General features: G+C 61.0%; 8 protein-coding genes. 2 read left to right on the plus strand and 6 right to left on the minus strand.

All coding sequences use genetic code 11. The annotated features are described in order from the left end of the window. The first annotated feature begins 5 nt into the window (after nucleotides 1-5). Nucleotides 6-803, plus strand: coding sequence for a TrmH family RNA methyltransferase (locus ACP7AS_RS08935; RefSeq protein ID WP_426028788.1), 798 nt, complete (start codon nucleotides 6-8; stop codon nucleotides 801-803). Here ACP7AS_RS08935 and ACP7AS_RS08940 read toward each other — a convergent pair. From ACP7AS_RS08940 to ACP7AS_RS08965, 6 genes are all read right to left on the minus strand, one after another. Then, nucleotides 779-1,306, minus strand: a complete 528-nt coding sequence (locus ACP7AS_RS08940; protein ID WP_426028512.1) for a DUF3224 domain-containing protein — start codon at nucleotides 1,304-1,306, stop codon at nucleotides 779-781. The genes ACP7AS_RS08935 and ACP7AS_RS08940 overlap by 25 nt on opposite strands. After that, nucleotides 1,306-4,758 carry a DNA polymerase III subunit alpha gene (dnaE, locus tag ACP7AS_RS08945; protein ID WP_426028513.1) on the minus strand — a complete coding sequence of 1,151 codons (3,453 nt, stop codon included), beginning with the start codon at nucleotides 4,756-4,758 and terminating at the stop codon, nucleotides 1,306-1,308. The genes ACP7AS_RS08940 and dnaE overlap by 1 nt, the downstream gene beginning before the upstream one ends. 371 nt (nucleotides 4,759-5,129) lie before the next feature. Next, on the minus strand, nucleotides 5,130-7,730 hold the full coding sequence (locus ACP7AS_RS08950) for a DEAD/DEAH box helicase (RefSeq protein WP_426028514.1): 2,601 nt from the start codon (nucleotides 7,728-7,730) through the stop codon (nucleotides 5,130-5,132). 3 nt (nucleotides 7,731-7,733) lie between these two features. Next, on the minus strand, nucleotides 7,734-9,956 hold the full coding sequence (locus ACP7AS_RS08955; RefSeq protein ID WP_426028515.1) for a site-specific DNA-methyltransferase: 2,223 nt from the start codon (nucleotides 9,954-9,956) through the stop codon (nucleotides 7,734-7,736). 200 nt (nucleotides 9,957-10,156) lie between these two features. After that, on the minus strand, nucleotides 10,157-11,080 hold the full coding sequence (cas1, locus tag ACP7AS_RS08960) for a CRISPR-associated endonuclease Cas1 (RefSeq protein ID WP_426028516.1): 924 nt from the start codon (nucleotides 11,078-11,080) through the stop codon (nucleotides 10,157-10,159). Between the two features lie 17 nt (nucleotides 11,081-11,097). Beyond that, a complete protein-coding gene (locus ACP7AS_RS08965) occupies nucleotides 11,098-12,336 on the minus strand; it encodes a hypothetical protein (RefSeq protein WP_426028517.1) in 1,239 nt (412 codons plus the stop codon). An 85-nt stretch (nucleotides 12,337-12,421) separates the two neighbouring features. Here ACP7AS_RS08965 and ACP7AS_RS08970 point away from each other — a divergent pair, with 85 nt between their 5' ends. Continuing rightward, nucleotides 12,422-13,012, plus strand: a complete 591-nt coding sequence (locus ACP7AS_RS08970) for a hypothetical protein (protein WP_426028518.1) — start codon at nucleotides 12,422-12,424, stop codon at nucleotides 13,010-13,012. The last annotated feature ends 1 nt before the right edge of the window (nucleotide 13,013 follow it).

Consider the following 13,013-nt stretch of genomic DNA (forward strand, 5'->3'; position numbering starts at 1 on the left):
ACGGCGTGACGGACCGGCTGATCACCTCCCTGACCAATGACACGGTCAAGGCCGTCCGCGCCCTGCACATGCGCAAGGAGCGCGAGGCCACCGGCCGGTTCCTCGCCGAGGGGCTGAAATTCATCGGCGAGGCGCTGGATCAGAGCCGCAGCCCGCGCCTGTTGCTGGTCGGCGAGGACGCCCGACCGCATCCGATCCTCGATCGTGCCCGCGAAGCGACGCGGGCCGGCGGCGGTGAAGTAGTGGTCGTGACCCATGCCATTCTCGAAAAGATCAGCCGCCGCGACAATCCACAGACCGTGCTGGGCGTGTTCGATCAGGTCTATACGCCGCTGTCGGCCATTCTGCCGGGCTCGGCCCCAGCCTGGGTGGCGCTGGAGCAGGTGCGCGATCCGGGCAATCTGGGCACCATCATCCGCACAGCGGATTCCGCCGGTTGCGGCGGCGTGATCCTGATCGGCGACTGCGTGGATCCCTATTCGGTCGAGGCGGTTCGGGCGACCATGGGCTCGGTCTTCGCCGTGGCCATCGTCCGGACCACGGCCGCGGAGTTCCTCGCTTGGCGCCAGATGTGGCCCGGCAGCGTCATCGGCACGCGGCTGGACGCGACCGAGGGCTATCGCGATGCCGCGATCCAGCATCCCGCCCTGATCCTGATGGGCAATGAACAGGCCGGCCTGACCGACACCCTGGCCGAGGCCTGCGACGTCAATGTCAAAATCCCCATGCGTGGCCGGGCCGACAGCCTGAACCTGGCCGTCGCCACAGGGATCATGGTCTATGCGGTGACCGACAAGGCCTGATCCGGGGAGCTCTCCGGTACGGGTTCGGGCCCCGGGGATGGCGGTCCCCCAGAAGGCAGGGTAAATTCGAGGTCGTAGCGGTGCTCGCCACCCTCGATGGTCAGGTGGAAGACGCCGGAGAGGCCGACCAATTCGCCTGTGCCAGAGCGGGGCACGACCGTTATCGACAGGTCCTGGGTCCCTTGATCCATGATGCCGCGGTGGATCAGGGAAAAGGTCCCGGTCCGACCGTTGACCGAGCCGCGCACCCGCTCGGCGGCGACATAGGCACCCGACCTGTCCGGCCCCATAATCCCGAGCATCTCGCCCTCGGCGACTGCCGCGATGTCGCCGTGAAAGATCTTGGACAGGGTCATCCGGCCGTGGGCGTCCGGCGCCGCGTCCGCGGCGGGCGGCACCGGCGTGATGGTCACCTCGAAGGTTCCACGGGCATGATGGGGCATGGGCGTATCCTGTGTGACAGGCGTCAGGGCGATCGCGGCGGCGAGGATCCCGCCCAACATCACGCATCCTCCAGCAGCACGACCCCTGGTGCCGATTTCAACGCGCCACGCAGGGCACCATCAAGCCGGTAGCGGCCCGGAAGTTTCAGTTCGACCTCGCGACGGCCGTCCAGCGAGGCGATCAGCGAGACCTCGCCGCCCTTGCCCGACGACTTCGCCCGCTCGAGCCGGGCACGCAGGGCCTCCGCGTCGGCGGACCTGGCCGACACGTGAATCCGCAGGCCCATGGCCCCGTCATCGATCAGCGTATCGAGGCGCGAAGCGTCATCCCCGAAGAAGCGCACCTCGCCGTCGGCCGACTTGGCGCGCACCCGCACCATGAGCGAGGCCCCGACCTCGAGCATTTCGCGGCATTTGCGCAGCTGCTCGGGCGGGAACAGACATTCGAACTCTCCGGTCGGGTCCGAGAAGGTGACGAAGGCGAATTTCTCGCCCGATTTGGCGCTGGCCCGCTCCTGGCGGCGGCGCACCACGCCGGCCATCAGGAAGGCCTCATGGCCGCTTTCGGCCAGGGCCGTGGCCTCGGCGACGAAGGTGACCCGCTTGCGCTTCAGGGCCGGTGCCATGTCCTCCAGCGGGTGACCGGACAGGTAGAAGCCGACGGCGGCCAGCTCCTGGTCCAGCTTTTCGGGCCCGACCCAGGGCTCGACCGGCTTCAGACGCGGGCGCGCCGCCCCCGCCTGATCGCCGCCGAACAGCGACACCTGCGACGAGGCGCGCTCGGCCGCCACGCTCTGGCAATAGGCCATCAGGGTGTCGGCCTGTTCAAACAACTGGCGGCGGTTCGAATGGAAACTGTCGAAGGCTCCGGCGCGGGCGAGGTTCTCGAGGGCCCGTTTGTTGACGCTGCGCGGATCGACCCGCTCGAGGAAGTCGAAGATGTCGGTGAACCGTCCGCCGGTCTCGCGGACCTCGACCAGATGCTTCATCGCCTCCAGCCCGACGTTGCGGATGGCCCCCAGGGCGTAGAGAACCGAACCGACGCCATCCTCGTAACCCACATCGAAATCGGCCGATGAGCGGTTCACGTCCGGCGACTTGATCGGCACCTCGAAACGACGACAATCCTGATAGAAAACCGCAAGTTTGTCGGTATTGCTCAGATCAAGAGACATGGACGCGGCCATGAATTCAACCGGATGGGTCGCCTTCAGCCAGCCGGTCTGGAAGCTGATCAGGGCATAGGCGGCTGCGTGCGACTTGTTGAAGCCATAGCCCGCGAACTTGGCCACCAGATCGAAGATGCCGCCGGACTGTTCCTCGGAAACGCCCTTCTCCGACGCGCCCGCGATGAAGCGCGCCCGCTGGAAATCCATCTCCTCCTTCTTCTTCTTGCCCATCGCCCGGCGCAGCAGATCGGCCTCGCCGAGGCTGTAGCCCGCCAGGACCTGGGCGATCTTCATCACCTGTTCCTGGTAGATGATGACGCCATAGGTCTCGGTCAGGACCTCGGTCAGGGAGGGATGCAGATAGTCCACCTGCTGACGGCCGAATTTCCGGTCGATATAGGTGTCGATCATCTCCATCGGCCCGGGCCGGTAGAGGGAGATCAGGGCGGTGATCTCCTCGATCGAGCCGCAGCGCATCTTGCGCAGGGTGTCGCGCATGCCCTGGGATTCCAGCTGGAACACCCCTACCGTCTGGCCCGAGGCCATCAGCTCATAGGTCTTGGGATCGTCCAGTGGCAGGGCATTCCAGTCGGGGGCCGCGCCGCGCCGTTCCAGATAGATGCGCGCCCGGTCCAGCACGGTCAGGGTCTTGAGGCCGAGGAAGTCGAACTTCACCAGACCGGCGGCCTCGACCCATTTCATGTTGAACTGGCTGGCCGGGATGGTCGAACGGGGGTCCTGGTACAACGGGGCCAGTTCGATCAGCGGCCGGTCGCCGATGACGATGCCGGCGGCGTGGGTCGAGGCGTTGCGGTACAGCCCTTCAAGCTCGAGGGCCGTCTCCAGCAGGGCCGCCACGGCCTTGTCGCTGTCGCGGGCTTCGCGCAGGCGCGGCTCGATCTCGATGGCCTGGGCCAGGGTCACCGGATTGGCGGGGTTGGCCGGCACCATCTTGGCCAGCCGGTCGACCTGCCCCAGCGGCATCTGCAGCACCCGGCCGACGTCGCGCAGCACGGCCCGTGCCTGCAGCGTGCCGAAGGTGATGATCTGGGCCACCCGGTCCTTGCCGTAGCGGGCCTGGACATAGTCGATCACCTCTTCGCGTCGCTCCTGGCAGAAGTCGATGTCGAAGTCGGGCATGGAGACGCGTTCGGGGTTCAGGAACCGCTCGAACAGCAGGCCGAACCGCAGGGGATCCAGATCGGTGATGGTCAGGGCCCAGGCGACCAGCGAGCCCGCGCCCGACCCCCGGCCCGGTCCCACGGGGATGCCGTGGTTCTTGGCCCATTTGATGAAATCCGACACGATCAGGAAATAGCCGGGGAAGCCCATCTGCTGAATGATGCCGACCTCCCATTCGAGGCGGGCCCAGTAGTCGGCCTCCGGTGCCACGGGCGTGACGGCGTGCAGCCGCGCCTTCAGCCCCTCGCGGGCCTGATGCATCAGTTCGTCGGGCTCGGAGCGACCGGCACCGGCGTCGAAGCGCGGCAAAATGGGCGCGCGCGTGGGGGCCAGGAAGGCGCAGCGGCGCGCGATCTCGATGGTGCTGTCGCAGGCCTCGGGCAGGTCGGCGAACAGCGCACGCATGGCGGCGGCCGGCTTGAACCAGTGCTGGCCGGTGATGCGACGCCGGTCTTCCTGGCCGATGAAGGCCCCGTCGGCGATGCACAACAGGGCGTCGTGCGACCTCGCCTGCGCGGCCTTGGCGTAATGGACGTCGTTGGTGGCGACGACGGGCGTGTCGTGGCTCCAGGCCCAGTCGACCAGACCACGTTCGGCCTGGGCCTCGCTGGCCAGACCGTGGCGTTGCAGTTCGACATAGAAGCGATCGCCGAACACCCGCGCCATCTCGGCCAAGGCCGCGGCGGCCTCGTCCGGTCGGGACTGGACGAACAGGGGATCGATCGGGCCGTCAGGGCCGCCCGTCAGCAGGATCAGGCCCTCGGAGCGTTCGGCCACCATGGACCAGGGCACGCTGGGCTCGTCCATGGCGCCGGCGTCGAGAAAGGCCGAGGACGACAGGGCGCACAGATTCAGCCAGCCGGCCTCGTTCTGAACCAGCAGAACCACGGTCGGGACCTTGGCCCAGCGCTCGTTGATCTTGCCGCCGATGCCGGTGACTGGGATGGCGCAGGCCACGATCGGCTGGACGCCTGTCCCCTTGGCCGCCTCGCTGAACTCCAGCGCGCCGAACAGATTGGCCCGGTCGGCCACGCCCGCCGCCGGCATGCCTGCATCGGCCGCCAGCGTCGCCACCTTGCCCGCCTTGATCGCGCCTTCCAGCAGCGAATAGGCCGAACGGACGCGCAGGTGGATGAAGCCCTGGGTCCCTGCCTCGCTCAACGTCCGACGCCTCCGCTCATGGTTCGATCAGACCCCGACTCGGCCCCGGCTCAAAGTGTCCATGTCCGCCGGAAAATCACGGGACACGTCCGGACACCTGGCCGGAAACGCCCGCCGTCAGGCGCTGGTGACGACCAGCGCGGCCTGCCACACCATCCAGACGAAGCCGCCGCAGGATGCAAGCGACAGAAGCTCTCTCGTCCAACGCGCCATGATCTTGTCCCCAGATTGCGTGTTCCGGTTACGTTCTATGTTCCCTTTGTGTTCCGGTCAAGCGCTTTTGGGGATAAGGCCACGGCCCGGCACAGACGCGCTTTGGGCACCAAGGTGGGGCTATATCGATGCGCGGCCCTTGGGGGCTCAGGCTTCGCTCAACTAACGTAAAGCTCTGAACTTGGCCCCAGATAGGCGGCTTCGGCACTCGCCGCCCCGGCTACCGCTGCCCGAACCTCCGGCCTCATCAGGTCAAGACGTTGGTATTTGCCATCCACCTTGGCGACCGCCTCTATCCGCCCATAGCAGTGGCCGTTCTCCTCTGCGTAGCGTGCAAGTCCGCGTAGCTTAGGCAGAGAATCTGCAAAGTGATGCCCATGTGGGTCCACGATGTCGGCGACGACGCTACCGTCGGGTTGGCTGCTGAAAAATATGAAGTCCGGACGTACGATCTTCTTCTCGCCCCCGTCGTCGTAGACGACCCCAAGGGAGTCCTGACTCGAACGTGGGGGATTGCGGAACCACCCCAGCCGGCCCTCTTTCGCCATCTCTATTTCAAGGACAACCTTTTCCCAGCTGGCGTCAAATCCAATGGGAAACAGTCCTTCGCTGTCACACAGCATATGTTTCTCGTAACGGGGCAGCGGCGCTTCCGCTCCATTAGCTTCCCTCGACACTGTCGGCTGCAACCAGGCCTTTGGGCGCGCCAAGGATACGTCCTGGGGGTGGGCGCTTAGTTCGCGAATTTGGCGATAGGCCTCTTGGCGCTCGTCCGAGAGCGCCGCAATTTGATCACGGTAGCCGCTCAGCCACGCATTGCACTGTGCCTCTGCCGCGACCTCCAGCACCTCCTCAATTTCAGAGATCAAGCCGATGGCCGCAACCGTGGTATGGGCGTCGATCAACCCTTCGTCATCGTCTTCAGCTTGGTCGTCTTGGCGTGAGAGATGCTCGCTGTAAGTAGTAGCAAGGTCTGGGCTGATGATCCGGGCAGAGCGTCTGTAGGCATCTTCGATCACGGCGTAGTCTGCAATCTCTACAAACTGGTTGAACGTCATGACTTGAGTTGCGACATCGGCGCTCAGGGTCTGGCCTTCAACCGACAGGACGGCCTCGCGTGCGGTTGCAATCTGGGTCGCAAAGTTACTTCGAGCCTTGTCTAACACCTGGTGCATCTCTGTGTGCGCGATCTTTCCGGCATCCGGAAGGAGCGCATCAGCGGCTAGTTCATGGGCAAGCGCGGTTAGCCGCTTAATGGGGCGCACCTGTCGCTTTGGCAGTGTCTGCGATGGCAGCGAAAGAAGCTTGGCCCAAACCAGCTCGGGGATGATCGGGTTAGGCAGCACCTCTATCGGGCGAATGAGAACTCGGCGCAGAGGAAGGTCTTCACCTGCTTCGCCGCCTGTCATCAATGACGTCACCACTGCTTCCACCGACGATTTGTCAAATCTCGGCAGGAGACAATCCACCGCATTCAGTCGGTCATTGCCGGGGATGCGACGGGCCAATGGGGAACGAACCATGCGGCCTAGCAACTGCGTTATATGCGTTCTGTCACTAGCAGCCCGAAACGAAACCATCACCTCCGCGCGCGGGCAATCCCAACCGGTGCTAATGGCATCCTTGGCAATCAGAACTCGGACCCATGTCGATTCCTGAACACGCTCAGGCTCGATATACGGAACTGATCGGCTGCCAAACGTCTCGGTCTTGTGCTCGCCAAACACGTTGGCAACGCAGTCGTGTGCAAGGCCCGGCCATTCAGCAAAAATTGTGTCCAGCCATTCGCCGATTTCGTTGTGGTTCGGAGAGTTCGGAACCTGAAGGACCATCAACGGGAGGACCGTACCGGCAGCCCCCTGCTGGCTGGAATATTCCGCCCAGGCATCCGAAATCTCACGCAGCTTCTTTGTGCCACGACGCAACAAAACGGTAGTGAAGTCTCCCGGCTCGTCGGGAATATCCAGATCAATCGTGTCCTTGATCAGGCCGGAATCCAGAACCTTTTTGGAATCAACCACAACATTGGGCAGCGTGCCGTGGCCTTGCATTCCCTTAATGGCTTCGTCGAACCGCTGAACGGTTGCTGAGATTCCCCACACCACTGGGATGCCGGGCACGCCACCTGTTCCATTGATCAGCTGCTTTACGATTGTTGGCTTGCCACCCGTGCTGGTGGATCCGCCTTCTTTCATGCCGCGATGGGCTTCATCCAAGACAAGGTAGACGGTTAAGTCCGGGTCCTCGATGGTGTTCCGGATCGTGTCCCAGATCGTGTAGGAGCGAAGATCGGGCATCAATAGCCCTCCTCTTCCATCCTTCTCGATCTCCGCGTCGTCCGGATCATGGCCCCGCACGAGCAAGCTCTTTTTTCCTAGCTTCTGCGTGTTGAGGAAATAGATCTTCCCGGGCTCAAACTTCTCCCGGCCGAAGGTACTTTCGATCGTCAACAGATCGGAGACGGTCAGCTTGTCGGACGCTTCTTGCAGTCGCCAGCGAGATTGCTCGTTCAGCGATGGATCGTCGCTAAACCAGATGACTACAGCGCCAGGGTCAGCCTCAAAGTTATAGTCGTCGCTGCCGTAGAAGAGAGCCTCAAATACGGCAGCCGCCATCACGGTCTTACCCGCACCAGTCGTGGCAGTGAGCGAAAAGGCGTTCTTATAGTGATCGTCATGCCAGTCCTTCCGCGCCTTTTTCAACCGCTTGAGGACATCGGAAACCGCTTCGTCTTGGTAATCCTTGAGCGTGAATTTCATCGATCAGCGGCCCATCGCAAAGCGGAAATTGGTTAGATAAGATTCATATAGCCGCACCGGCTCCACCGCTCCGGGAAGCTGACGTACTACCGACTGAAATCGACGATCATCGTCGGTGACGATGTAGGCCACGCGGATTTCTTTGTTGGCTTTGACCTCCTTGGCAAAGGGCGCGGAAGTATCAAGGTCGACCAGCAACCCGTAAGTGTCGGCCACTTCCCAGCCCTTTGCAGGCAGCACTTCAATTCGCCTTCCCTCGCTCCCGGCACGCATCCACAACAATGGCGAGATGCGCTCAAAAGAGCGGTTGTGGCTTACAGAAACCGGAGTCTCATAGGTTAGCGTGAAAAACTCGGCGTTCTCTGTGAAACCATCAGCCATTGGGAAATCATCGCCAAACTTATATTCCCCCTCAATCGGTTTGCCGTCGGGTGTTGTGCCATTGATCGCTGCGGCTAAGCGGGGCTTGGTGATGTAATCGCATATCCCAAGCTGTTCCCATTCGATATCTCCGGGACGCAGAGATCGTTTGCGAAGATTATCTTGCTCGGTCGCGCCGACTTCATTGTTTGTGACAGAAATGCACTGACGTCTTCCACCATCTATTCTGTTTAATTTCATAACAGCATGTGCTGTTGTGCCAGAACCAGCAAAGAAATCTAGAACAATGGCGTCTCTGTTATCGCCAACAAATATTCTTAATGAATCTTCAACTGCGTATAATGACTTTGGAAATGGGAACGCTCTTCCCGGCAAAAGAGAGTTTATAACTGTGGTGCCGTAGTGTTCAGCGTTATGAGATTTAAAGAACCATTGAGTTGTCGGAGCCTTGCTCTGCGCCTCAGGATAGGAGGCCGCCACCGAGCCGTCGGGGTTTTTGCCTGAAACCACTGCCCGACCCTCCTCAATATCTTTTATCGACCCCGTCTTCAGATACTGAATGATGTACTTTTGAGGCTCTCCAGGCGTCTCCTTACCGGCCCTCGCATAGCCCTCCTTCCAGCGTTTTCTGAACGTGGATGCAATCGCCGACCAGTTCATTTCCGTGCCGTCTTTGCGGATAGGAAATACGGAGACACAGCCTGGACGCGCGGGGGCATCTTCGCGGGCCATACTATGTGGCAACGGCTCGCCAATTTCTTCGATGAAGCCCGTCTTTGCGTTTACGTAGACCGGGTAAAACTGCCGGGGACCTCCTTTTTTCGTTCCCCTTCGCGATGCGAGATCGCGCCGCCGGAACGTCTGCCAGTCAAGGCCTATAGCTCCCTGCGGCTCCCCATTTTCCCCAGGAGCCCGTTTGGTAACCTGTTCACTGCCCGCCTCTTCGTCGGCTCCCTCGTCGTCGTCCAGCTCTGGCTCACCTTGGTCGGCGGTAACGGATGCAAGGCGGCCAAGCTTAGCTTCACCAAACCAGAGGAAGAAAATATACTCGTCTACACGACGAAACTCGTTTGCCCGCCCCGTTCCCTTGGAGTTTATCAAAGTAGAGATCATCTGCATGCTTGCTTCAGGGAAGGTTTGCTCTAACAAGATCCCCAAGCGAAGATATTCTTTCTCGTCGATCGTCACTATTAATACGGACGCTGCAGGGTTGAGCAGCGTCCGAGCGACAATTAGACGACGCTCGACCATTGCGAGCCATTTGGAGTGTCTGTAAAGATCTTCTTTTTCAACGTAGTCGTTATTGTATTTCCAATCCCTGGCGCCTGAATTGTAGGGGGGATCGATATAGATCGCGTCAATCTTTCCTCGATGCGTAAAAGTTAGAGCTTCAAGGACGTGGAAATTTTCGCCGTTTATAACCGTATGATAGGGCTTTCGTCCTCCACGCTCGACTTTACCGGTACTTACTAGGCCTGGATAGATGAAGTCCTTAAACTCTGCGACCACGATCAACTCTTCGAGCGGCACCATCTGCACTGCCGATTCCGCGTCGTTAATCGCCTCCAACGTAGCCAAAGGCGCGCCACTGTCGCGCTTGATCGCCAGTATTTTCCAAAGTCGCTGATCGCCTTTGGCTGTCTGTCCGCGTTTAGGGAGGATGCGCACCTTGTCGCCCTTGCGGATGGGGCGTCCGGGCAGCTCCACACTTTCAGGCCGATGACGTTCAAAGTTCAGGCCAAACGATCGGCGAGATGACAGCGACTTAAACTCGCGTTCCAGCTCCTGCCCCAGCGCGGCGTCCTTGGCCTTGGTTTGTCCAATGAGATCAGTAAGCCGCGACAAATCGAGAATCCCCTCCGAACCGAATCGAAACGCTAGTTTAGACTACCGAGGTGCCCTCGGTGTGAGCGCTCGCCGGTGGACTAGTCGATTGGCGATCGACCTTGGGCAGCGATTGACGAGGGCACAAACCTTTTGGGCTCCCACCGGGCGCGCTCTGTTTGCACTGGCTGCACTTTCCGCCCCTACGTGATGTTCGCTTTTCATAACGCCGCTGCAACGCGCGCTAGCTGAGGGGCCAACCTGCAAACCCCGTCAGACCGAAGTATGAAATCCGCACCGGATAGCGGGGTCTGAAGAACAAACTTCAAAACAGCGGCATCAACATCCGAACGGCGTGGCTCAATCATGTCGAAGACCCAGGCGAACGCATCGCCGTCGTCGCGCTCATGATGCATGATCCCACGTCGCGGATCGAAACCTTCTGCGATCGTTTCGATGTGAACGCGGCTATTCAACACGCCGTACGCGTAGTTCAGCATCGCATTTACTGGGTGCTTCGCGTGACGATTGGAGATGTGGCGCGCTCCCCCTGACGACCCTCGCGCGCCAATCGTCAGCCAAGCGTCGGGAACGGGGTGCTTCCACCGCGAACGCCAGACGAGCGGGAGGCCGTTCCAGGCGTTGAAATAGCTTGCGGCTGCACCCGCTTCGAGCATCCGCAGATCTTCGATTGAACGTACCGTACCCGTCTCGATTTGGCGGATCGCGGTCTCGGTGCGGCTGATCGCGACTTCGCGGGACGGGCGGTTGGGAATGACGTCTCGCAATGTGACCAGACAGCTCTCCAGTTTTCTCACGATAAGATCGCAGCTGAAATTCAAGCGGCGCTCTGGATCGTTTCGGGTGTTGATCTGCCACTGAATTTTCTCAGGATCGCCCGCGTAGCCGCTACCTCCGATCACGCTCACCGCCTCCCCTCGATAGTTGAGGCGAACGAGCGGGATTCCCTGGTCCGACAACCAGGTGATGACGTCAAACGAGAGGCTTCCGCTGCCATCGAGCATTACGATACGCGGCGGGAGCTCCTGCGAGCCTTTGAAAAAGCGATGCTCTGTCCTCTCCTGCGGCCAATGGGTGAAGCCATCCCTGATAAGCAGCGTGCCCTTGTCGACTTGCAGAGACACGCCGCGTCCACAAAGGATCAGAGGTTCACGGCGGCGCTCTCTCTTAGCAGAACGTCGGCCGCCTTTAACCTTGTGGGTGCGCCAATGCTCATTGCGAGCAGCCCAGTCTGTGTCGTCGTCTTCTTCGACAATCGGGCCCATTGATTCCACGGTCTGAAATCCGGCGCTGGGAACTCGCACCCTCCTAATTCTTCTAACAAATTTCGGCACCGAGGGGAATCCGTCAGCGCGATTTTGAGGACTTTTGGTCCAATGAATTTCCGGAGATCCGGACGGCGATCTTGCAAGTCGCGGAGCCAATTCGACATCAGCCAGATTCCCTCAGCTTGGTTCGCGAGCCGGGCGATTTCCGACGATGTCAGGAAGTCATTGGGCTCATGCCGCAGCCGAGCAAACGCCAGGGAATAAGTGCGCAACAAGGCTGGCGTCGCCGCTTTACCCATTGATGACGCGAGCCCAAGACCAAGGGCCTTCGGCCCATAAATCCACGCCAACGCCTCATGCATGCAGACCGCAATCTTGAAGCCGTTTCGAACATCGTCGCAGGCTTGGCGAACTTCGGCTTCGCTGAAATGCCAGCTCTGGTCGTCAAGCGCGGCACCGGACGCTAGGTGCAAGAGGTCGCCCACGGCGCGACTAAAGCTGAACCCCTGCCCCATCACCCTGTCATTGTCGCCAGCCTCTAGATCCAAGCCGCGAAGCGCGACACCGAGGGTAGTGACTTCCTCGCCGCCGTATCGAGAATCCTCTTCAGCCTGGAAATCGCCCTGCAGAATTTCGAGGGTAACGTTGGCGAAGCGAGCCATCTGCTCTTTCCCCAATCGACGCGCGATTTTCGAGATTTGACCGGTTAGCCTCTCGGCTGCGAGCCGGTCGCCAAAGGTGTCCGGCCGATCATCATCGGCTGCAAGGCGGCGCGCGAACTTTCCAACGCGGGCCATCGTGGCGCGAGATTGCTCCAGCTGGGGTCGCCAATGGCGATCGTCGACCTCGAAACCAGCCGCCCATAGCAATTCACCCGCAAAGGCGACTCGGTTCTTTGCGGCGAGCGCACGCTCGATCGCGACGGCCTGACGCGCTGTGACCGGCGGATGCCAAATCACGCTTCCCGCGCCGGCCCCGATTTGGAGGACGGGGGGAAGCAGGCCTTCTGAGCGCCATCGCTCCAGCTGCCGTGATGTGACTGAACTCCCCTCAAGCTGAAGCTGAGCCTCAACGTCCGCTGTCGATATCCAGGCAAGAGGCGTCGTCTGCATATCCGAGCTCCCCGCCAAACGCTGAATCCTGGCGATTCGCGCCCCTTACTAAACGCGCTCTCAACTCAGCAAAGCGAGAGCAGCCATGCCTACCACCCCAACCCGCCGCCAACGGCGAGACTATCGGGCAGAGTACCAACGCCGCATTGAACGCGGACTAAAATCTGGGAAAAGCCGCTCTGCCGCCCGCGGCCACGCGCGAGCGGAGGATCTCGGCCCGCTACCGCCAGCGCCGGTCGAGCGAAACAGCGTCTATGAAAAAGCGCTCAGAGCCGTGAAGCGTGGCGCTTCACTGAAATCTGCTTCAACCGACTTTGGCCTGAAGTCCGAACGCCTTCGCAGGCACATAAAACAGCGCACCACCGCAAAATATCAGGGCGGCAAATGGGTGATCTTCGATCTTCGCCCTCAGCCGGTTTGGCTGCCGATCGGTGGCAAGCTGAGGTCTGTGACCGTTGCGTTCGACGATACGTCCGACGTTGGCCGGTACTGGGCCGCCGTTTCCAAGTTTCTTGAAACGAACGACATCAAACACCTGGAGCCATTGTGGGGCCAGGGAGTGCGCGACGTATTCGGGACCTTCCATCGGTTCGAAGTGAGGCCGAACGTCCTTCGCAAACTCGACAGCATCGGCGAGCTGAACTTCATCGCGATTTACGCCGACGTGGCGCGGTGAT

Origin of the sequence: Brevundimonas sp. TWP2-3-4b2, assembly GCF_049897345.1 — a bacterium.
Taxonomy (GTDB): domain Bacteria; phylum Pseudomonadota; class Alphaproteobacteria; order Caulobacterales; family Caulobacteraceae; genus Brevundimonas.